At 75.7% G+C, this 21,149-nt stretch carries 19 protein-coding genes; 13 read left to right on the top strand and 6 right to left on the bottom strand.

The window, feature by feature from the left end; genetic code table 11:
- Nucleotides 1-6 precede the first annotated feature (6 nt).
- The 7 genes from ABD160_RS04935 (at nt 7) to ABD160_RS04965 (ending at nt 7,731) form a co-directional block, all read left to right on the top strand.
- Complete coding sequence (locus tag ABD160_RS04935) at nt 7-1,158, top strand: lyase family protein (protein WP_344018716.1); 1,152 nt, start codon at nt 7-9, stop codon at nt 1,156-1,158.
- The gene (locus ABD160_RS04940) at nt 1,155-1,940 is read left to right on the top strand and encodes an IclR family transcriptional regulator domain-containing protein (protein ID WP_344018718.1); all 786 of its coding nucleotides are present in this window, start codon (nt 1,155-1,157) and stop codon (nt 1,938-1,940) included. Before ABD160_RS04935 ends, ABD160_RS04940 begins: the two co-directional genes overlap by 4 nt.
- A gap of 79 nt (nt 1,941-2,019) precedes the next feature.
- Nucleotides 2,020-3,225, top strand: a complete 1,206-nt coding sequence (locus tag ABD160_RS04945; RefSeq protein WP_344018721.1) for an LLM class flavin-dependent oxidoreductase — start codon at nt 2,020-2,022, stop codon at nt 3,223-3,225.
- A 17-nt stretch (nt 3,226-3,242) separates the two neighbouring features.
- A complete protein-coding gene (locus tag ABD160_RS04950) occupies nt 3,243-4,304 on the top strand; it encodes a winged helix DNA-binding domain-containing protein (protein WP_344018723.1) in 1,062 nt (353 codons plus the stop codon).
- Nucleotides 4,305-4,382: 78 nt separating this feature from the next.
- Nucleotides 4,383-5,348: a helix-turn-helix domain-containing protein gene (locus ABD160_RS04955; RefSeq protein WP_344018725.1), complete on the top strand. Its 966-nt coding sequence runs from the start codon at nt 4,383-4,385 to the stop codon at nt 5,346-5,348.
- Between the two features lie 57 nt (nt 5,349-5,405).
- Nucleotides 5,406-6,287 (top strand): PaaI family thioesterase, encoded by an 882-nt coding sequence (locus ABD160_RS04960; protein WP_344018728.1) that lies wholly within the window; start codon nt 5,406-5,408, stop codon nt 6,285-6,287.
- A gap of 58 nt (nt 6,288-6,345) precedes the next feature.
- Complete coding sequence (locus ABD160_RS04965) at nt 6,346-7,731, top strand: FAD-dependent oxidoreductase (protein ID WP_344018730.1); 1,386 nt, start codon at nt 6,346-6,348, stop codon at nt 7,729-7,731.
- A 3-nt stretch (nt 7,732-7,734) separates the two neighbouring features.
- On the opposite strand, the gene ABD160_RS04970 is transcribed toward ABD160_RS04965, so the two are convergent.
- The 3 genes from ABD160_RS04970 to ABD160_RS04980 form a co-directional block, all read right to left on the bottom strand.
- Nucleotides 7,735-8,211 carry a glycosyl-4,4'-diaponeurosporenoate acyltransferase CrtO family protein gene (locus ABD160_RS04970; protein ID WP_344018732.1) on the bottom strand — a complete coding sequence of 159 codons (477 nt, stop codon included), beginning with the start codon at nt 8,209-8,211 and terminating at the stop codon, nt 7,735-7,737.
- Nucleotides 8,212-8,288: 77 nt separating this feature from the next.
- Complete coding sequence (locus ABD160_RS04975; protein ID WP_344018734.1) at nt 8,289-8,597, bottom strand: hypothetical protein; 309 nt, start codon at nt 8,595-8,597, stop codon at nt 8,289-8,291.
- Between the two features lie 265 nt (nt 8,598-8,862).
- On the bottom strand, nt 8,863-9,141 hold the full coding sequence (locus ABD160_RS04980) for an Lrp/AsnC family transcriptional regulator (protein WP_344018737.1): 279 nt from the start codon (nt 9,139-9,141) through the stop codon (nt 8,863-8,865).
- Between the two features lie 121 nt (nt 9,142-9,262).
- On the opposite strand from ABD160_RS04980, the gene ABD160_RS04985 reads away from it, so the two are divergent.
- Both ABD160_RS04985 and ABD160_RS04990 read left to right on the top strand, forming a co-directional pair.
- The gene (locus ABD160_RS04985; protein ID WP_344018739.1) at nt 9,263-12,082 is read left to right on the top strand and encodes an AAA family ATPase; all 2,820 of its coding nucleotides are present in this window, start codon (nt 9,263-9,265) and stop codon (nt 12,080-12,082) included.
- A gap of 53 nt (nt 12,083-12,135) precedes the next feature.
- The gene (locus ABD160_RS04990) at nt 12,136-12,993 is read left to right on the top strand and encodes an alpha/beta fold hydrolase (RefSeq protein WP_344018741.1); all 858 of its coding nucleotides are present in this window, start codon (nt 12,136-12,138) and stop codon (nt 12,991-12,993) included.
- Between the two features lie 36 nt (nt 12,994-13,029).
- On the opposite strand, the gene trpD is transcribed toward ABD160_RS04990, so the two are convergent.
- On the bottom strand, nt 13,030-14,073 hold the full coding sequence (trpD, locus tag ABD160_RS04995) for an anthranilate phosphoribosyltransferase (RefSeq protein ID WP_344018743.1): 1,044 nt from the start codon (nt 14,071-14,073) through the stop codon (nt 13,030-13,032).
- Nucleotides 14,074-14,086: 13 nt separating this feature from the next.
- Complete coding sequence (locus ABD160_RS05000) at nt 14,087-14,482, bottom strand: response regulator transcription factor (protein WP_344019328.1); 396 nt, start codon at nt 14,480-14,482, stop codon at nt 14,087-14,089.
- A gap of 278 nt (nt 14,483-14,760) precedes the next feature.
- Here ABD160_RS05000 and ctaE point away from each other — a divergent pair, with 278 nt between their 5' ends.
- Genes ctaE through qcrB form a run of 4 tightly spaced genes read left to right on the top strand, consistent with a single transcriptional unit; the run spans nt 14,761 to nt 19,164 of the window.
- Complete coding sequence (ctaE, locus tag ABD160_RS05005; RefSeq protein ID WP_344018745.1) at nt 14,761-15,372, top strand: aa3-type cytochrome oxidase subunit III; 612 nt, start codon at nt 14,761-14,763, stop codon at nt 15,370-15,372.
- Between the two features lie 56 nt (nt 15,373-15,428).
- Nucleotides 15,429-16,319, top strand: coding sequence for a cytochrome bc1 complex diheme cytochrome c subunit (qcrC, locus tag ABD160_RS05010; protein WP_344018747.1), 891 nt, complete (start codon nt 15,429-15,431; stop codon nt 16,317-16,319).
- The gene (gene qcrA / locus ABD160_RS05015; protein WP_344018750.1) at nt 16,316-17,452 is read left to right on the top strand and encodes a cytochrome bc1 complex Rieske iron-sulfur subunit; all 1,137 of its coding nucleotides are present in this window, start codon (nt 16,316-16,318) and stop codon (nt 17,450-17,452) included. The genes qcrC and qcrA overlap by 4 nt, the downstream gene beginning before the upstream one ends.
- Entirely contained in the window at nt 17,449-19,164 is a 1,716-nt protein-coding gene (gene qcrB / locus ABD160_RS05020) for a cytochrome bc1 complex cytochrome b subunit (RefSeq protein WP_344018752.1), read from the top strand. The genes qcrA and qcrB overlap by 4 nt, the downstream gene beginning before the upstream one ends.
- Nucleotides 19,165-19,227: 63 nt before the next feature.
- On the opposite strand, the gene ABD160_RS05025 is transcribed toward qcrB, so the two are convergent.
- A complete protein-coding gene (locus ABD160_RS05025; protein WP_344018754.1) occupies nt 19,228-20,955 on the bottom strand; it encodes a DEDD exonuclease domain-containing protein in 1,728 nt (575 codons plus the stop codon).
- Nucleotides 20,956-21,149 lie beyond the last annotated feature (194 nt).

A 21,149-nucleotide genomic window follows, 5' to 3' on the forward strand; every position in this document is an offset into this window, starting at 1 on the left:
GTCCGCATGTCGAACAGTCTCTTCGGTCCGCTGTCCGGCACCGCACGCGTCGACACCGTGCTCGACGACGCCGCCTGGATCGCGGCGCTGCTGGAGGTCGAGCTGGCGCTGTCCGCCGTCGCGGCCGAGCAGGGCGCCGTCGACCCGGACGACGCGGACGGCGTCGAGCGGGCGGTCGCGGCCGTCGCCGGGCTCGACCCGGCCGCGCTCGCCGCCGAGTCGGTCGAGGGCGGCAATCCGGTGATCCCGCTGGTGAAGCGGCTGAAGGCGGCCGCGGCCCGGATCCAGCCGGGCGCCGAGCGCGCCGTGCACCCCGGCGCCACCAGCCAGGACGTCCTGGACACCGCCCTGGTGCTGCTCACCCGCCGGGCCGGGCACCGGATCGTCGAGGACCTGACCGCCTGCGCCGACGCCGCCGCCGCACTCGCGGCCGCCCACCGGGACACCCCGTGCGCCGCCCGCACGCTCGGCCAGCAGGCGCTGCCGACCACGTTCGGCCTGGTCGCCGCCACCTGGTGCACCGGGCTGGACCGGGCCCGGGTCCGGCTCGGCGCGCTGCTCGACGCGCTGCCCGTCCAGTTCGGCGGCGCCGCGGGCACCCTCGCCGCGTCGCACCCGCACGGCCCGGCCGTCGCCGACGCGCTCGCCGCCCGGCTCGGGCTCGCCGCGCAGGGCGTCCCGTGGCACACCGAGCGGACCCGGATCGGCGAGCTCGCCGGTGCGCTCGGCGTCGCCGCCGGGGCGTGCGCGAAGCCGGCCACCGACGTCGTGCTGCTGTCCGCCACCGAGCTCGGCGAGGTGTCCGAGGCCGCGCCCGGCGACTCGTCGTCGATGCCGCACAAGCGCAACCCGGCGGCCGCCGTCACCGCGCGCGGATCGGCCCGCCGGGCACCCGGGCTGGTCGCGACCCTGCTGGCGAACGCCGATCACGAGTTCCAGCGGGCCGCCGGTGCCTGGCACGCCGAGTGGGGGACGCTCACCGAGCTGCTGCGGGTCACCGCGGGCGCCGCCGCCCGGCTACGGGTCTGTCTGAGCGGACTGCAGGTGCACCCCGACGCGATGGCCCGCACTCTCGCGCTCGCCGCCGGCGCGCAGGGCGCGGGCAGCGGGCACGCCGCCGAGCTGGTCGACCGGGTGCTCGCCGGGCGGCCCGGATGAGCGAGGAGCGCCGCGAGCAGGTCCGCTCGCTGGCCCGCGGGCTGGCCGTCATCCGGTCCTTCGACGCCGACCATCCACAGCAGACGCTCGCCGACGTCGCCCGGTCCACCGGTCTCACCCGCGCCGCCGCCCGCCGGTTCCTGCTCACCCTGGCCGACGAGGGCTACGTCCGCACCGACGGCAGGCTCTTCGCGCTGACCCCGCGGGTGCTGGAGCTGGGCTGGTCCTACCTGTCCGCGATGGGCCTGCCCGAGGTCGCCGCGCCGCACCTGGAACGGCTGGTCGCGACCGTGCGCGACTCGGCGTCGGTCTCGGTGCTCGACGGCGACCCGGCGACCGGCTACGACGTCGTCTACGTCGCCCGGGTGCCGACCGCCCGGATCATGACGGTCACCATCACGATCGGCACCCGGTTCCCGGCCTGGGCGACGTCGATGGGCCGGGTGCTGCTCGCGGCGCTCCCGGACTCCACACTGGACACCTACCTGGACGGGCTGCGGCCGGAGACGCTCACCGAGCACACGGTCGCCGGCGCCGATGCGCTGCGCGCCGAACTGGAGCGGGTGCGCGCGGACCGGCACTGCGTCGTCGACCAGGAGCTGGAGGCCGGGCTGCGGTCGATCGCGGTGCCGGTGCACGACAGTTCCGGACGGGTGACGGCGGCGGCGAACGTGTCCACCCACGCGTCCCGCCGGGACGCCGCCGCGCTGCGCGCCGAGGTGCTGCCGGAGCTGCGGGCCTGCGCGGCCGCGATCGAGCTGGACCTGCGCGCCTCCGGGTGACGCCGGCCGGCCGGGCCGGGGAACATCGGGACGGCGGCGCGGGTTGGCCAGGACGAGGCACGAGCATTACGGAGGCACGGTGAGCGGACGTCTGCACCTGGCGGTCGAACTCGGCGCGGCGGGCCGGCATCCCGGCGGGTGGCGGCTCAGCACCGACGCGGAGCGGCGCATCGACACCGACGCGGAGCGGCGCATCGACACCGACGCGGAGCGGCGCATCGACACCGACGCGGAGCGGCTCTTCGGCGCCGAGCACCACGTCGGGCTGGTCCGCACCGCGGCGCGCGGCGGGCTGGACCTGGTCGCGCTGCCCGACTCGCTGCTCCCGCCGTCCGACGACCCGGCGGCGCTGCCCGGCACCCTCGACGCGGTCGGCATCGCCGCCCGGGTCGCGCCGGTCGTGCCGGGGATCGGGCTGGTGCCGACCGTGACGGTCACCCACACCGAGCCGTTCCACCTGTCGAAGGCGATCGCGACGCTCGACTTCGTCGCGACCGGCCGGGCCGGCTGGCAGCCGGACGTGTCGCGCACCCGCGCCGAGGCCGACCTGTTCGGCCGCACCACCGACCCGCGCGAGCCCGGCTCGCTGTGGCGGGAGGCCGGCGAGGTCGCCGAGGTCGTCGCCCGGCTCTGGGACTCCTGGGAGGACGACGCCGAGATCCGGGACGCCGCCACCGGCCGGTTCGCCGACCGGTCCAAGCTGCACCACATCGACTTCGCCGGTGAGTTCTTCTCGGTGAAGGGGCCCTCGATCACGCCGCGGCCGCCGCAGGGGCACCCGCTGACGGTGCTGCGCGGCGACGAGCCGGCGGCGCTGGCGGTCGCCGCCCGGTACGCCGACGTCGTCCGGGTCACCGCCGACGGCATCGCCGCCGCGGCCGAGGCCCGGGACCGGGTGCGCGCCGCCGTCGCCGACGCGGGCCGCGATCCCGAGCAGGTCGCCGTGCTGCTCGACGTGGAGACGCTGCTCGGGCCCGGCGCCGCGGACCGGCTCGCCGAGCTGGACCGGCTCGCTCCCGCCGGGGCGGACATCGCGCCGTCGACGCTGCGGCACGTGGGCGACCCGGCCGAGCTGGCGGAGCTGCTGCGCGACGCCGCCGAGGAGCGCGCCGCGGACGGGTTCGTGCTGGTCCCGCTGGCGCTGCCCACCGGCATCGACGAGATCGTGGACGGCCTGCTGCCCGCGCTCGGCGACACCTGGGCGCCCGCCCCCTACGACGGCACCCTGCGCGACCGGTTCGGCCTGTCCCGCCCGGCGAACCGGTACACCGCCCCGGTCGCCTGACCGGCAGACTCCGCGGGGTGCGAGAGCTCACCGCGGACCAGAGTCTGCGCGCGCTGCTGGCCCGCCAGCTGCTGCTCGACCGGGCCGAGCTGCCGGTGCCGCGCGCCCTGGAACGGCTGTGCGGCCTGCAGACCCAGCACGCGCCGTCCGGCTACCTGGGCCTGCACGCCCGGCTGGCCCGGTTCGACCGCGGCGAGCTGACCACGATGCTGCACGACGGCCGGGTCGTGCAGGCGTGGGCGATGCGCTCGACGATCCACATGCTGGCCCGCCGCGATCACGCCCCGTTCACCGCGGCGGTGCGGGCCGAGCAGCGGGCTGGCTGGCTGCGGCTGCGCCGCGAGCTCACCGCCGACGACATGGCCGCGGCCGCGGCCGCGGTGGCCGGGCTGCTCGCCGGCGGGCCGCTGCGACAGGCCGAGATCACCGCCGGGCTCACCGCCCGCGGGCTGCCCGCCGCCGCCTTCCCCGGCGTCCAGCACTGGATCGACCTGGTCCGGGTGCCGCCCGCCGGGACCTGGGACTCGCCGCGGGCGCACGTCTACGGCCTCGCCCCGGCCGGCACCGCGCCCGAGCCCGGCGCTGTGTCCGGCACCGCGTCCGGCGCCGCCCGGACCGGGCTGGCGCGCCGCTACCTGCGCGCGTTCGGCCCGGCGTCGGTACCGGACGTCGCCCGGTTCGCCGGCTGGCCGGTCGGCGTCGCCCGGACCGCACTGGCCGGGACCGAGCTCCGCCGGTTCACCGGCGAGGACGGCGCCGAGCTGGTCGACGTTCCCCGGGCACCGCTGCCCGATCCGCGCACCCCGGCGCCGGTGCGCTTCCTCGGCCCGTTCGACGCCGTGCTGCTGCTCGGGCACGCCGCGCGCGCCCGGATCCTGCCGGCCGCGCACCGCCATCACGTCTTCGCGACGACCCGGCCCCGGTCCGCGCCGACCTTCCTGGTCGACGGCCGGGTCGCCGGCACCTGGACCCACCGGGACGGGCGGATCGAGACGGTCCCGTTCGCGCCGCTGCGCACCGCCGACGCCCGCGCGGTGGCCGACGAGGCGGAGCGGCTGGCGGCCTGGCACGCAACCTGACGCCGCCCCGGCCGGAAACCGACGCCGACTGGCAGGATCTTGCTGGACCGGGCGTTCCTGCCGTCCTACCGTCGGTGCATGCTGCGCAGCGTCTCGGTGCTCGTGCTCGACGAGCTCGCCGTCTTCGAGTTCGGCGTGCTCTGCGAGGTGTTCGGGCTGGACCGCTCGGACGACGGCCTGCCCGTCCTCGACTGGGTGGTCTGCGGCCCCGAGGCCGGCCGCCCGGTCACCACCAAGAACGGCTTCACCATCACCCCCGATCGCGGGCTCGACGCGCTGCCCGGCGCCGACCTGGTCTGCGTCGCCGCCACCGCGCTGCGCGAGTTCCCGCCGGCCGCGCTGGACGCGCTGCGCGAGGCCCGCGCCCGCGGCGCCACCATCCTGTCCGTCTGCTCGGGCGTGTTCGTGCTCGGCGCCGCCGGGCTGCTCTCCGGCCGGCGCTGCACGGTGCACTGGAAGCATGCCGACGAGCTGCGCGCCACCCATCCCGAGGCACTGGTCGAGGACGACGCGCTCTACGTCGACGACGGAGACCTGGTCACCGGCGCCGGCACCGCCGCCGGGATCGACGCCTGCCTGCACCTGGTCCGCCGCGAGCTCGGCGGCGCGGTCGCCAACGGCATCGCCCGCCGGATGGTCGTCCCGCCGCAGCGCGAGGGCGGCCAGCGCCAGTTCGTCGAGCTGCCGGTGCCCGAGTGCACCGCGGACTCGCTCGCCCCGCTGCTCGCCTGGCTGCTCGAGCACCTCCACGCCGAGCACACCGTCGCCGCGCTCGCCCGGCGGGCGGCGATGTCCGAGCGGACCTTCGCCCGCCGCTTCGTCGAGGAGACCGGCACCACCCCGCACCGGTGGATCTCCGCGCAGCGGGTGCTGCACGCGCGCACCCTGCTGGAGGAGACCGAGCTCGGGATGGACGCGGTCGCCGCCCGCGCCGGGTTCGGCACCGCGGCCCTGCTGCGGCACCACTTCCGGCGGGCGCTGGGCGTCTCACCCGCGGACTACCGGAGCACCTTCCGCTGCAACCGGGCCGTCGAGCCCGCGTGACCGACCGCACAGCCCTTCCCGGGCCTGCGAAACGTGTCCGTATCGCACGATGACGGGATGACCGGACCGGCACCGACGACCACCACCACCCGGGAGCGGATGCGCCGCGCCCCGGTCGAGACCGGCCTGGGGATGGCGCCCGATCCGGCGTCCACCCGGGAGGACGTGCGGCTGCGGATCCCGCTGCACGACGGCGTCCGGGACGCCACCGGGCGGGTGCTGCCGCTGCTCCCGGCGCTGCTCGCCGACTCCGGCATCGGCTACCTGGTGTTCTCCACCGGGAAGCTGGCCGCCGGCGCGCCCACCGTGGACCTGCGGCTCGATCTCGCCGGCACGCCCGCACCGCAGGCGGCCTGGCTCACCGCCGAGCTGAGCCTGCTGCACCTCGACGACGAGATCGGCGTCGGCCGCGCCGAGATGCGCGACGACACCGGCGTCCTGGTCGCGCACGCCGTCGTCAGCATGGCGGTCACCGCCGTCCCGGACCGGCCCGGCGGGCTCGCCCGGCCCGGCGGCGCGATCGATCCCGCCGCCGGCGGGTCCCGGGACGGCGGGTCCGGTCCCGGCACCGACTTCCGGTCCGCCATCCCGCCGTTCGACCCGCAGCGGCTGCGGCCCGAGCGGCTCGAGTTCGACGGCGCCGACGCGGTGCTCACCCCCGGCCCGTCCACGGTGAACCTCAACGGCACCACGCACGGCGCCGTGCTGAGCGGCTTCGCCGCCGCCGCGCAGGCCGCCCACCTCGGCGACCCCGCGGCCCGCCCGCTGTCGCTGGCCGTCGAGTTCCTCCGCCCGGCGCACGTCGACGTCGCACTGCGGGCGCGCACCACGACCGTCCGCGACGGCAGGCGGTTCTGGGCGATGCGCACCGAGCTGCTGCTGCCCGACGGCCGCGTCGCGGTCCGCGCGACCGGATCCGGACTGCGTCCCGCTGCGTGATCGCCCGGACGGGGGACGGCTGTTAGCGTCGTCACCAACCGCTCACGGAGGTGCGATCGTGACGTCCGCGCAGGTGCCCACCCCCCGCCCGTACCGGGTCGCGGTGATCGGCTCCGGTCCGTCCGGGCTGTACACGGCCGAGGCCCTGCTGGAGGGGGATCCGGGCGTCCACGTCGACATCATCGACCGGCTGCCCGCGCCGTACGGCCTGGTCCGCTACGGCGTCGCACCGGACCACCTGAAGATGAAGTCGGTGATCCGCGCGCTGGTCACCACCTTCGACGACGCCGACCGGGTCCGCTTCCTCGGCAACGTGCACGTGGGGGAGGGCGGCATCCCCGGCGAGGCGCTGCGCGAGCACTACCACGCCGTCGTGCACGCCACCGGCAGCGCGGTGGACCGCGATCTCGGCGTCCCGGGGGAGGAGCTGACCGGGTCGGTCGGCTCCGGCGCGTTCGTGTCCTGGTACTGCGGTCACCCGGACGCGAGCGGCCCCGGCCCGGCGCTGGACCGGCCCGGCGCGGTGGTGGTCGGCGCCGGGAACGTCGCGATCGACGTCGCCCGGGTGCTCGCCCGCCCGGCCGAGGACCTGGCCGCCACCGACGCGCACGACGCGGTGCTCGACGCGCTGCGCGCCGGTTCGGTCACCGACGTGCACGTGCTCGTCCGGCGCGGCCCGCAGCACGTCCGGTTCACCCCGGCCGAGCTGCGCGCCCTCGCCAAGCTCGACGACGTCGAGATCCGGGTGCACGACGACGGCGTGCTCGCCGCGGGCGTCCCGGAACCGGCCGAGCGGCGGATGCGCCAGGTCGTCGAGACCCTGACCGAGTGGGCGGCCGAGCCGCCCGGGCGGGGCGGCCGCCGGCGGCTGCACCTGCGTTTCCTGCGCTCCCCGGTGCGGCTGCTCGGCACCGGCGGCCGGGTCACCGGCGTCGAGGTCGAGCGCAACGAGATCACCGCGGACGACCGGATCCGCGGAACCGGGGAGACCGCGGTGCTCGACGCGGGGCTGGTGGTGCGCGCGATCGGCTACCGCGGCGAGCGGATCGCCGGCCTGCCGTTCGACGCGGCGACCGGCACCGTGCCGCACGAGGCGGGCCGGGTCGTGCTCGGCGGCGAGCCGCTGCGCGGCAGCTACGTGGCGGGCTGGATCAAGCGCGGCCCGACCGGCGTGATCGGCACGAACAAGGCCGACGGCGCGGAGACCGCGGCGTCGGTGCTGGCGGACCTGCCCGATCTCGGCACGCCGCCCCGGCCGGGTGGCGACGCGGTGCTGGACCGGCTGCGCGACCACGGGATCGAGCCGGTGCTGTGGGACGACTGGCTGCGCCTGGACGCCGCCGAGATCGGGCTGGGTGCCCGGCGCGGTGGCACCGAGCGGGTGAAGATCGCCGACCGGGCACTGATGCTCGACGCGGCCCGGGGGACCGGCGCCCGGTCCTGAGCGTCAGCCGGTGCGCGGGAGCAGCGGCTGGAGCCGCAGGCGCAGCGACCGCTGCAGCAGCGCCGGCCAGGCGTGCACGGCCAGGCCGCCGAGCAGGAGCCACAGTGCGCCCCAGCCGTACCCGGCGGCCGCGGCGGCGACGGTGAGCCCGGCGTGCACCGCGAACCCCGCGGCGTGCGCGACGAGGCTCTCCCGGACGGCCCGGTCGAGCGCGGGGAGGGCGGCCCGGGTCCCGTCGTAGGAGCGCATCCGGGCGACGACGCGGTTCCAGCGGATCCGGTCGAGCAGCCGGTCGAACCGTGCGACGCCGAGCCTGCGGTGCCAGATCCGCTCCGCAGGCGGCACCCGGAGCCAGCCGTCGGGGGTGCGCCGGGTGAGCGGCTCGCCCACCAGCGCGCCGAGCAGCAGGGTCCAGGTGGCGGCGACCACGGCGAACACCGGATGGCCGGGCCCGATCGCGACCCAGAACCCGCCGAGCACCGCCGCGACTACGACGGAGCCGCCGACCGCGAGCAGGTCCCGGGCGGTCGCCGAGGGGTCGCCGGGCGGTGCGGCGCTCAGTACGGGTCGACCGCCAGGACGCCGGGGATCGCGAGCATCCGGCTCTCGAACTCGTCGGCCTCGGCGGGCGTCATCGACATGGTGCAGGTGACCGAGCTGTAGGCGACGCCCTCGCGGACGTCGACCGAGAACTCCCGCAGCGGGCGGCCGCAGGTCTGCAGCGCGGTCGCGAGCTGCATGACGCCGTCCATCCCGTCGCCGGTGACGACGGTGTGCCGGCGGGGCATCCGGGCCGCGATGTCCGCGGGGCCACCGGAGGCGGCGGGGAAGCTGAAGGTGGTGGGTCGGTCGGCGGTGATGCTCATGATGGGAGGGCTCCGTGCGTTGCGCGAGTGAGGCTCAGAACGCGAGCCAGGTCTCGACCGTCGTGACAGTGGACGGGAGGGGTGCGCCTGGATGGGGCGCGGCGCGTCGGCGGCCTGGATCAGCCGACGCGCAGTGCTACTGCCGCGGTAAGTCGTGCTGCGGGCAGCGCTGCGGCCGGAGCAAGGATGTGCTCGACGGGGCGCATGACGATCACAGTAGCAAGCGGGTGCGGCCTGCGCCACACCGGCCCGGTGCCGCGGACGGTCAGTCCAGCCCGATCGCGAACGCGGCGTCGGTGTCGGCCTTGGAGTACGAGCGGAACGCGATGTGGGTGTCGGTGCCGATCACCCCGTCGACCCGGCCCAGCTTGCCGGCGATGATGTCGGCGAGCTGCTCGTGCTCGCGGACCTTGACGATCGCGATGAGATCGACGTCCCCGGCGCACGAGTACACCTCGGCGACCCCATCCAGGTCCGCGATCGCCTGGGCGGTCTCCGGGATCCGGTCGGCAGCGGTGTGCACCAGGACGATCGCGGTGATCACGGGGACTCCCCCTCGGGTCGGGACCGGTGGTCGCGTCCAGGCTAGACGGTGCGGTGCCCGGCGCCGAGGCGACGGCCGTCCGGCCTGGTGCACCGGTGCCTGCGCGCCCCATACTGCCCCGGTGCAACGGCCGGGCGGCACGGCGTCGTTCATCGGCCGGGAGGCCGAGCTGGCGGCCCTCACCCGGCAGGCGATCGGCGGTGCCGGCGGGCTGACGCTGCTGACCGGCGAGGCCGGATCGGGCAAGACCCGGCTGCTGTCCGAGCTCGGCGACCGGGCGGCTGCGGCCGGGGCGCGGGTGCTCCGCGGCCGGGCGGTCCCCGGCGGCGGCGCCTTCCGGCCGCTGGCCGAGGCGCTGGTGCGCGCCGCGCCGCCCGCACTCGCGGCGGACCGGCGCCTGGCGCCCTTCCGGTCGGTGCTCGCCTGGGTGCTGCCGTCGTGGCCGGCCGGGACGGCGCCGTCGACGCATCTCGTCGATCCGGCCCTGGTGCTGGGCGAGGCGGTCCTGGAGCTGCTCGACGTCGTCCGCGACGGTGGCCGGTGCCTGGTCCTGCTCGACGACCTGCACTGGGCGGACGAGGACACCCTCGCGGTGCTGCAGTACGTCGCGCCGTCGCTGCCCGGCTCCGGGGTGCGGGTCGTCGGCGCCGCCCGCAGCGACGAGCGACGACCGGACGGCCTCACCCGGCTGCTGGACGGCCGGGAGGCCGCCCACGTCGCCGTCCCCCCGATGGGGCGCGCCGAGCTGGCCGGGCTGGCGCGGATGTGCGCGGGCGGGGAGCTGGCCCCGGAGCTCGAGACCTACCTGGTGGACGCGGCGGGCGGGCTGCCGCTGCTCCTCGAGGAGCTCGTCGCGCACCTGCTGGGCAGCGGGGCGCCGGGCGACGGCCCCGGTGGACGGCCCGCCGTGCGGGACCTCGCCGGCACCGTCCCGCCCGGGTTCGCGGAGATCGTGCAGCACCGGACCGCCCGGCTGACCGACAAGCACCGGGAGGTGATCGTCGTCGCGGCGCTGCTCGGGCAGGACGTCCGCTGGGAGCTCCTGCCCGCCGCGACCGGGGCCGGGCGTTCGCTCGTCGCCGCCGCGATCCGGGCCGGGGCCGATGGCGGGCTGCTGGCCCTCGATCCGGCCGGGACACCGCGGTGGCGGCACGCGCTCACCCGCGACGCCGTGCTCGCCCGGCTGTCCGCGCCGGAACGGGCCGATCTTGCCGCGACGGTCGCCGACCGGCTGGCCGGCGCCGGGACCGCCGAGCACGAACCCGCCCTGCTCGCCGACCTGCACGCCCGCGCGGGTCGCCCGCACCGCGCCGCCGCGCTGCTGCGCAGACAGGCCGCCGACCACGTCCGCGCCGGTGCCCTCGCGGCCGGGATCGACGTCCTCGAACGCGCCGTCGTGCTGGCCGCGGGCGATCCCGCCCTGGCCGTCGCGGTCCGGGTCGACCACGTCCGGGCGCTCGCGCTCACCGCCCGGGTCGGCGACGCGCTGGCCGGCGGTGACCAGGAGCTGCGCCGGGCCACCGGGACCGGCCGGTCGGACCTCGCGGCGGCGCTCGCCGACGCCTGCCTCGCCGCCGAGCGGTTCGACGACGCCGAGCGCTACCTGCACGAGATCGCCGACCCGGCCGGTCCGCGCGCCCTCGGCCTGGCGGCGCAGCTCGCACTGGGCCGCGGCGATCCCGGCGCGGCGGCCGGGCTGGCCGACCGCGCCGCCGCCGCGGCCCGGCGGGCCGGCCGGCCGGACCTGCTCTGCACGGCGCTCGAGATCGCGGGCCGCGCCCGGCGCCGCTCCGACCCGCGCCGGGCGGGGGAGGCGCTGCGGGCCGCGCTGCGGACCGCCGAGCAGCACGGGCTCGTCCCGCAGCGGATCCGCGCGCTGTCCGAGCTCGGCGTCGAGGAGCTGTTCGAGGCGGGCGACGGCGCGGCGCTGCGGGAGGCCGAGGCGCTCGCCGTCGAGGCGGGGATGCTCGGCACCGCACTCGGGCTGGAGCTGCAGCAGACGGCGCTTGCCGCGGGCACCGAGGGCATGGTCGGCGCGGCGGCCCGCGCCCGGCGGTGCGCCGACCGGGCGGCCCGGCTGCGCCTGGACGGGGTGCGCGGGCACGCGCTGATGTGGGTGGCCCGGGGCCGGGTCCTCGCGGACCACCCGGACGAGGCGGGCCCGATCCTCGACGAGGCCCTGCGCTACTCGGTCAGCCCGGTGCACATCCACGCCACCCGCCACCACCTGGCCGGCCTCGACGCCTGGCTGGACGGCGACACGGAGCGCGCGGTCACCGGGCTGGGCCGCGCCGTCGGCGTCCTGCGCGGGGCGCCCGGGGCCAACGCCACCCCGATCTGGGGGGAGTGGGCGCTGCTGACGACGATCGCCGATCCCGCCGACGGCCGGGCCCGCGCGGAGCTCCGGCGCTCCGACGTCGGCGTGCAGGTGATCAACCGGGCGGCCCTGCGGCTGGCCGACGCCGTCGCCGCGCACCACGATGCAGACGCCGCCGGGGCCGCCCGGCTGCTGGCGCAGGGCCGCGACCTGCTGGTGCGCAGCCCGTTCCACCGGGCCCTGTTCGACTCCTTCCTCTGCACGGCGGACGGCCTCGTCGACCCCATCGCGACCCTGAACGCCGCGCTCGCCTGGCTGGCCGGCACCGGCGAGGTCCGGATGGTCCGCCGGTGCCGGGTGCTGCTGCGTCGCGCCGGGGGAGCGGTGCCCCGGCCCGCCCGCGACAACGGACCGGTCCCGGTGCACCTGCGCGCCCGCGGGGTGACCGGGCGCGAGTTCGAGGTGCTCGGCCTGGTCGCCGAGGGCCTGGACAATCCCGGCATCGCGCGCCGCCTGCACCTGTCGCGGCGCACCGTCGAGACGCACGTCAGCAGGCTGCTCGCGAAGACCGGCGAACCGGGCCGCGGCTCCCTCCCGCACTGGCTCGCGCCCCGGCCCGACTAGATCCGTGAGGCTCCCGGATCCGCGCGGGCGCCCCGGCCGCGATCGTCGTGGCCATGACCAGCACATCGAACACCGCGATCTCCGGCCTCGCCGACGTCGGCGACGGCGTCCGCATCCACTACGAGGAGCGCGGCACCGGCGACACCGTCCTGCTGGTGCACGCCGGCCTCTACGGCGACTGGTTCGCCCCGCTGCTGCGCGAGCCCGCCCTCGACGGCCACCGGATCGTCCGCACCCACCGGTCCGGCTACGGGGCGAGCCCGCGGGTGGACCGGCACCTGACGATCGCCGACCACGCCCGGCACTGCGCCGCCGTGCTCGACCGGCTGGGCGCCGGCCGGTCCTGGATCGTCGGGCACTCCTCGGGCGGCGCCATCGCGCTGCAGACCGCGCTCGACCGGCCGGACCTGGTCGCCGGGCTGATCCTGCTCGAACCGGCACCCAGCCCGTCCGGTCCGGCCGGGGCCGAACTGGGTGAACGGGTCGTCGGGCCGGCGATGGCCGCGCTCGGCGCCGGCGGGGCCGGCGCCGCCGCGAGGATCTTCCTGGACGGCGTCTGCGGTGCGCACTGGGCGCCGCTGCCGGTGCAGCGCAACGGCGACGGCGCCGACGCGCAGCTGCTGGCGGACGCGACCTACTTCTTCGACGACGAGATCCGGGCCGCGATCGAGTGGCACCTCGATCCGGGCGCCGCCGCCGGCCTGGACCGGCCGGTCCTGATCGTGCACGGGGCCCGCAGCCCGGAGCGCACCGGCGCCTACGCCGAGACCGCCGCCCTGCTGCAGGGGATGCTCCCGGACGCGCGCTGCGTCGAGCTCGCCGGTCTCGGTCACGCGATGCCGCTGGAGGACCCGGCCGCGGTCGCCGAGCTCGTCCGCACGACGGTCCGGGGCGGCGCCGGGGCGCACTGACCGGCCGGCGCGGGGCGCTCGGGGACCGGCCGGGCGTCAGCCCGCGGCGAGCTCGGTGGACAGCGCCGCCCAGCGGGCCAGCAGATCGGCCCCGGCCCCGGAGTCGATCGCCCGGGCGACCGTCTCCAGCGCGTCGCCGATCGCGGCGGTGAGGTCGTCCCCGATCCCGCGGTGCGCGGCCAGCGCACCCGCCGCGTTGAGCAGCACCGCGTCCCGCACCGGGCCGGTCTTCCCGGCCAGCAGGTCGCGCACCACGGCGGCGTTCACCTCGGGGGTCCCGCCGCGCAGGTCGTCGGCGGTGGCCGGGCGGACGCCGAGATCGGCCGGATCCAGCCGGGCCCGGCGGACCTCGCCGCCGTCGGCGATCCAGACCGAGCTGGACGTCGTGGTGGTCAGCTCGTCGAGGCCGTCGTCGCCGCGGACGACCAGTACCGACTTGCCGCGCCGGGCGAACACCTCGGCCATCGTCGGGGCGTGCACCGGATCGGCGCAGCCGATCAGCCCGGTCGCCGGCTGGGCCGGGTTGGACAGCGGCCCCAGCAGGTTCATCGCGGTCGGCACGCCCAGCTCGCGGCGGACCCCGCCGGCGAAGCGCATCGCCGGGTGGAACGCCTGCGCGAAGCAGAACCCGATGCCCAGCTCGGCGACGCACCGCTCGACGGCGGCCGGGGTCAGCTCGATCGCGACGCCGAGCGTCTCCAGCACGTCCGCCGTGCCGGACTGGGACGACGCGGCCCGCCCGCCGTGCTTGACCACCGGCGCACCGGCGGCGGCGACGACGATCGCCGACATCGTCGAGATGTTCACCGTGTGCGCCTGGTCGCCGCCGGTGCCGACGACGTCGACGGCCCGCCCGGGCACGTCCACCCGCAGTGCGTGCGCCAGCATCGCGTCGGCCATGCCGGAGATCTCGGCGGGGGTCTCGCCCTTCGCGCGCAGCGCCACGAGGAACCCGGCGAGCTGGGCCGGGGTCGCCTCGCCGGCGAACACCTGACCCATCGCCCAGGTGGCCTCCTCGGCGCTGACGTCCCGGCCGCTCACCAGCCGGCCGATCACGGAGGGCCAGGTGGGTGCGCTCACGCGATGTGTCCTTCTACTTCTGTGCGGTCAGGGTTCCGGCGCGGTGCTCGCGCAGGACCTGGGCGACGACCTCGGCGGACTCGATCGGGTCGAGCGGGTGCACCAGCACGGCGTCGGCCTCCGACCAGGTGGCCAGCCACCGGTCGTCGCGGCGCCGGACGGTCAGCACGATCGGGGGACAGTCGACGATCTCGTGCCGCAGCTGCTTGGCGACGCCCATCCCGCCGGTCGGCTGCGCCTCGCCGTCGAGGACCAGCAGGTCCGCCGCGCCGGCGTCGCAGGCCGCGAGCACCTCGGCGATGCCGCTCGCCTCGAGGTAGGTCACCCGGCCGACGTCCGGGGCGGGCCGGCGCCCGACCGCGTTGATGATGCCCTCGCGCACCTCGGGACGGTGGCTGTAGACCAGCACGGTGCTGGTGCCGCCCGCCGTTCCGCCGGTCGCGCCGCCGATCTCTGCCGCTGCTCCGCTCGCCACCCGTCGGATAGTAGACGGTGCGGGCGGTCCGCCCGGGCGGCCGGGCGCCGGGAACCCGGCGGGGGTCGTCGTTCGTTCCACCGTTGCGGCACCGGGCGCGACACGCCCGCCGCCCGGGCCGGCCGAGGATCTGCTGATCACGGGCACCGTTCGCCGATCGTGATGCGCGGATGGGTATCCCGACAAGCCGTAGAAGTTCGGCTCGGGTCATAATGCCCGGCGTGACGACAGCGGCACCCAACATCAGCGCGCGGATCCATTCGCTGAACCGCCCGAACCTGGTCAGTATCGGCACCATCGTCTGGCTCGCCAGCGAGCTGATGTTCTTCGCCGGGCTGTTCGCGATGTACTTCACCGCGCGGGCGCAGAACGACGGACCGTGGCCCCCGCCCCCGACGGAGCTCGACGTCCCGTACGCGCTGACGATCACGATCGTCCTCGTCGCGTCGTCGTTCACCTGCCAGTTCGGTGTGTTCGCCGCCGAGCGCGGCGACGTGTTCGGGCTCCGCCGCTGGTACGTCGTGACCCTGCTGATGGGCACCTTCTTCGTCATCGGCCAGTCCTACGAGTACTACGTGCTGGCCACCCACCACGCGACGACGATCTCGTCCAGCGCCTACGGGTCGGTCTTCTTCATGGCGACCGGCTTCCACGGCCTGCACGTCATCGGCGGTCTGGTCGCGTTCGTCTACCTGATCATCCGGACCAAGCTGAGCAAGTTCACCCCGGCACAGGCCACCGCTGCGATCGTCGTGTCCTACTACTGGCACTTCGTCGACGTGGTGTGGATCGCGCTGTTCGCCGTCATCTACTTCATCCGCTAGCCGGCTGACCCCCTGACCGCACCCGCCACGACGTCGAGGTTGGAAGACCCCCAGCGATGACCGAGAATCCCGAGGGCGCTGACAGCGCAGCCCAGAACCCACCACCGGGCGGCCGGCCCGAGCAGAAGGCCGGACGCCGCTCCCGCCCGCACGGCAAGACCCACCGCAGGATCGCGGGTGCTCTGGCCATCGGCCTCAGCCTGGTCACCGTCGGCTTCCTCTACACCGCCCTGGCGCCCCAGCCGCAGGTCGCCGAGGCGCAGCCGGACGCCGCTCTGATCGCGCAGGGCGAGCAGCTCTACAACAACACCTGCATCACCTGCCACGGTGCGAACCTGCAGGGCGAGCAGGACCGCGGGCCGAGCCTGATCGGCGTCGGCGACGCGGCGGTGTACTTCCAGGTCTCGTCGGGCCGGATGCCGATGGCCCGCCAGGAGGCGCAGGCCGCCCGCAAGCACCCGCTGCCGATCTTCGACCCGGACACCGCCGAGGGCCGCGCGAACCTGGAGGCGCTGGGCGCCTACATCCAGGTCAACGGCGGCGGGCCGATCACGCCGGCCGAGCGGGGCGAGGCGCTGCGCGGGGACGACCCGGGCCGCGGTGGCACGCTCTACCGGCTGAACTGCGCGTCCTGCCACAACTTCACCGGTGTCGGCGGCGCGCTGTCGTCCGGCAAGTACGCCCCGGCGCTGGCCCCGGCCAGCGAGTCGCAGATCTACACGGCGATGCAGACCGGTCCGCAGAACATGCCGCGGTTCTCCGACCAGCAGCTCACGCCGGAGGAGAAGCGCGACATCATCGCGTACATCAAGTCGGTCAACGAGACCAACGACCCGGGTGGTTACTCGCTGCTGGGCCTCGGCCCGACGGCGGAGGGCATCTTCGTGTTCGTGTTCGTCATGTCCGGGCTGGTCGGTTTCGCGATCTGGTTGGGGGCGAAGAGTTGAGCAGCGAGGTCAGCACCGGGGCGGACAGGCGTCCGACCCGTGAGGAGCTCGACGAGATGTCGCCCGAGCAGCTGGCCCGGTTGGCCGGCGAGCTCGACGAGGTCGAGGTCGTGCACAACACGCCGGCGTTCCCGATCCCGGGGACGCGGGCGGAGAAGCGGGCCGAGCGGTCGGTCGCCCTGTGGTTCGTGATCTCGGCGCTGTCCGGGCTCGCGTTCGTGGTCGCCTTCATCTGGTGGCCGTGGGAGTACGTGAACGTCGGCGAGCCCGGCTACACGATCTACTCGATGTACACCCCGGTGATCGGCTTCACCTTCGGGTTCTCCATCCTGGCGCTGGGCATCGCGGTGATCCAGGCGGTCAAGAAGCTGTTCCCGCACGAGGTGTCGGTGCAGCAGCGGCACGACGGGCCGTCCGACGAGCTGGACCGCCGGACCGTGATCGCCCAGCTGACCGACGCCGGGAAGGGCACCACCCTCGGGCGCCGGAAGCTGATCATCCGTAGCGCCGGGCTGGCCGCCACGGTGGTCGGGATCGGCACCGGTGTGGTCGCGCTCGGCGGGATCATCCGGAACCCGTGGGCCGAGGGCGACGAGGCCCCGCTGTGGCACACCGGATGGCGCCCGGAGAACGGCGAGACCGTGTACCTGCGCACCGACACCGGTATCCTCAGCGAGATCGCACGCGTGCGGCCCGAGGACATGGAGCCCGGATCGATGATGACCGTCTTCCCGTACCGGGAGAGCGAGCGCGGGAACGAGGAGGAGCTGCTGCACGCGCAGCGCGCCTCCGACGCGCCGGTCATGCTGATCCGCCTCCGCCCCGGCACCGTGGTGAACGCGCGCCCCGGTCAGGAGGACTTCAACTACGGCGACTACTACGCCTGGTCGAAGGTGTGCACGCACGTCGGCTGCCCGACGTCGCTGTACCAGGCGCAGGACAACCGCATCCTGTGCCCCTGCCACCAGTCGCAGTTCCTGGCGACGGAGGACGCCATGCCCGTGTTCGGGCCGGCCGCCCGCCCGCTGCCCCAGCTGCCGATCACGGTGAACGATGAGGGCTACTTCGTCGCGGTGAGCGACTTCGTCGAGCCCGTCGGACCTGCGTTCTGGGAGAGGCCGAAGACGACATGAGTTCGATCACCACACCGACGTCCTCCCCGGGAGGGGGGTCGTCCAAGGCCGCCGACGTACTGGACCAGCTCGACCAGCGCTTCCACCCGGCCGCGGGGCTGCGCAAGCAGTTCAACAAGGTCTTCCCGACGCACTGGTCGTTCATGCTCGGTGAGGTCGCGCTCTACAGCTTCATCATCCTGCTGCTGTCGGGCACCTACCTGGCGCTGTTCTTCGATCCCTCGATGGAGGAGATCGTCTACAACGGCCCGTACGACCCGCTGCGCGGCGTGCACATGTCGCGCGCCTACGAGTCGGCGCTGGAGATCTCGTTCGAGGTCCGCGGCGGCCTGTTCATGCGCCAGGTGCACCACTGGGCGGCGCTGCTCTTCGTCGCCTCGATGATCATCCACATGTTCCGGGTGTTCTTCACCGGCGCGTTCCGCAAGCCGCGTGAGACGAACTGGGTCATCGGCATCGTCCTGATCCTGCTGGGCACCTTCGAGGGCTTCACCGGCTACTCGCTGCCGGACGACCTGCTCTCCGGTGTCGGCCTGCGGATCGCCTCGGGCATCACGCTGACCGTGCCGGTCATGGGCACCTGGGTGCACTGGGCGCTGTTCGGGGGTGAGTTCCCCGGCACGGAGATCATCCCGAGGCTCTACATCATCCACGTGCTCGTGCTGCCCGGGATCATCCTGGCGCTGATCGCGGTGCACCTCGGGCTCGTCTGGTACCAGAAGCACACCCAGTTCCCGGGGCCGGGCCGGACCGAGAACAACGTCGTCGGCGTGCGGATCATGCCGCAGTTCGCGGCCAAGGGCGGCGCCTTCTTCGCCGTCACCGCCGGCGTGATCTGCCTGATCAGCGGCCTGTTCCAGATCAACGGCATCTGGCATCTGGGCCCGTACGACGCCTCGCACATCTCCGCGGGTTCGCAGCCGGACTTCTACATGCTGTGGTCCGAGGGGATGGCCCGGATCTTCCCGCCGTGGGAGTTCTACCTCTTCGACACGTACACGATCCCGTCCGCGTTCATCCCGACGGCGGGCTTCCTCCCGGTGCTGTTCCTGGTGGCGGCCGCCTATCCGGCGATCGAACGCAGGTTCACCGGGGACGACGCGATCCACAACCTGCTGCAGCGCCCGCGGGACGTCCCGGTCCGCACGGCGCTCGGCGCGATGGCGATCTCGTTCTACCTGTGGCTCGTGATGTGCGGGTTCAACGACTGGATCGCGCTGTTCTTCCACATCTCGCTGAACGCGACGACGTGGGCGGGCCGGCTGGGTCTGCTGATCGTGCCGCCGATCGTGTACTGGGTGACCTACCGCTGGTGCCTGGGCCTGCAGAAGTCGGACCGGGCCGTGCTCGAGCACGGCATCGAGACCGGCATCATCAAGCGGCTCCCGCACGGCGAGTTCATCGAGGTGCACCAGCCGCTGGCCGGTGTCGACTCGCACGGGCACCCGATCGAGCTGGAGTACCAGGGCACCTCGGTCCCGAAGCGGATGAACCAGCTGGGCTCGGCCGGCGAGCCGGTCCCCGGTTCGCTGCTCTCGCCGGACCCGGCGGACGAGACCAGGGCGCTCGCCCAGGCCCGGCACGAGGTGCACGAGCGCGAGCTCGCCGAGCGCGACGAGCGCGCGGCGGCCCGGCGGGAGCTGGAGTCCCGCCGGGAGGAGCTGTCCGGCCGGCCGGACGACGGCGGCCGCCCGCAGCAGCCGGGCGACTGACCCCCGCGCACGACACGCACGACAGGAAGGGCCCCGCCACCGGCGGGGCCCTTCCGCGTGTGATCACCGCGGTTCCTCGCCGGTGCGGTGCGCCGCGTCCCTGGCCTGCTCCGCCCAGGACCGCCACGGCCCGCCGCCGTGTGCGGGCTCGGCCCACGGCGGATCGCTGCGCACCAGGCGGGTGCCGCCGTCGGTGAGCCAGCGGTGCAGCAGCCGCACCTCCTCGGCGTGCGCGCCGCGCAGCGGCCCCGGCCCGGGCAGCACGGTCTGCGCGCTCCGCCGCAGCGACTCCACCTCCGGCATCGGCCGCACCCCGCGCGGTGCGTTCCCGGCGGCGGCCAGCCGGCCGTGCCGGACGACGGCGAGCTGCCAGCCGCCCGCACCGTCCGGCCGGGCACCCACCACCTCGTCCAGACGGGCCAGCGCCGCGAGAGTGCCCGCGCGGTCGATCCCGGAGGCCAGGTGGGCCAGCCGGTCCCGGGCGCGGGCCGCGGCCTCGTAGCGCCCCTCGGCGGCCCGGGACGCGACATCGGCGGCCAGCGCCCGCAGCGGCGCGTCGTCCCGGCCGGTGACCAGGTCGTGCCAGGCGTCCACCGCGGGCCGGTACTCCTCGGCGGGCTGCAGGCCGGCGCACGGGGCGGCGCAGCGGCCCAGCTCGTGCAGCGCGCACGGGGTGGCCGCGGGGTTGCGGGCCGGGATCCGGATCGTGCACCGGCGCAGCGGCACCGCGTCGAGCGCGGCGTCGAGCACGTCGGTCGCGCCGCGCCGGGAGGTGAAGGGGCCGAGCGCACCGGGCCGCGGCGTCGCGACGACCGAGAGCCGCGGGAACGCCTCCGCGGTCGGCGCCACCCACCAGGCCCGGCCGGGGTTGCGGGAACGCCGGTTGTAGCGGGGGCGGTGCGCCGCGATCAGCCGCAGCTCCCGCACCGACGCCTCCAGCGCGTGCGCGCAGACGACGGTGTCGACCCGCTCGGCCTGGGCGACCATGTCGCGCACCCGGCGCCGCCGCTCCCCGGCGGTGAAGTATGAGCGGACCCGGCGGTGCAGGTCGCCGCTGGTGCCGACGTAGAGGACCTCGCCGCGACCGTCCCGGAACAGGTACACGCCGGGGGCGGAGGGGACGTCGTTCGCGAGGTGCCTGCGCCGGCGCTGGGCGGTGGTCGGGCGGTGCGGTGCGCGGTCGCGCACCAGCTGGAGCAGCTCCTCGATGCTCTGCACGCCGAGGTTGCCGATCCGCTCCAGCAGGTGGTGCAGCACCTCGACGGTGGCCCGCGCGTCGGTGAGGGCGCGGTGGTCGGGCGTGGTGGCGCAGCCGAAGTGCGCCGCGAGCGCGCCGAGCCGGACGCTCGGGCACTCGGAGTGCGGCAGCACGGCGCGGGCCAGCCGGGCGGTGCACAGCACCGGAGGCGACGGCCACGGGCGCTCCTGACGTTGGCAGGCGGCCCGCAGGAACCCGGTGTCGAACGGCGCGTTGTGCGCGACCAGGACCGATCCGCGCAGGTGGTCGAGCACGCCGGGCAGCACCGCGCCCAGCGGTGGCGCCCCGGCGAGCATCGCGTCGGTGATCCCGGTGAGCCGGGACACGTCCGGCGGGACGGGGGTGCCCGGCGCCACCAGGGTGGACAGCTCGGCGAGCCGCTCGCCGCCGCGCACCGAGACCAGGCCGACCTCGGTGATCGCATCCGTGCGGTGGCTGCCACCGGTCGTCTCGAGATCGACGACGCAGAACGTGACGTCGCGCAGGGGGGTGCCCAGCTCGTCGAAGGTGAGCTGCGGGGAGCAGGTGGTCACGGCCGGACGGTAGCGCCGGGGTCCGACAGTATGTTCGAGTGCGCCGGTCCCGGTGGCCGCGCGGCAGTACGGTCGACCCCGCGCAGGCGGAGAAGAATCCGACCGGGACGGGCGGAAGCGGCTCCGACCCGGTGTTCTACGCCGATTCTGCGGGCCGCGGCGTCGGTCACCGATCGGGCACGGCCGGCCACCGG

This window comes from Pseudonocardia kongjuensis (assembly GCF_039526905.1).
Taxonomy (GTDB): domain Bacteria; phylum Actinomycetota; class Actinomycetes; order Mycobacteriales; family Pseudonocardiaceae; genus Pseudonocardia; species Pseudonocardia kongjuensis.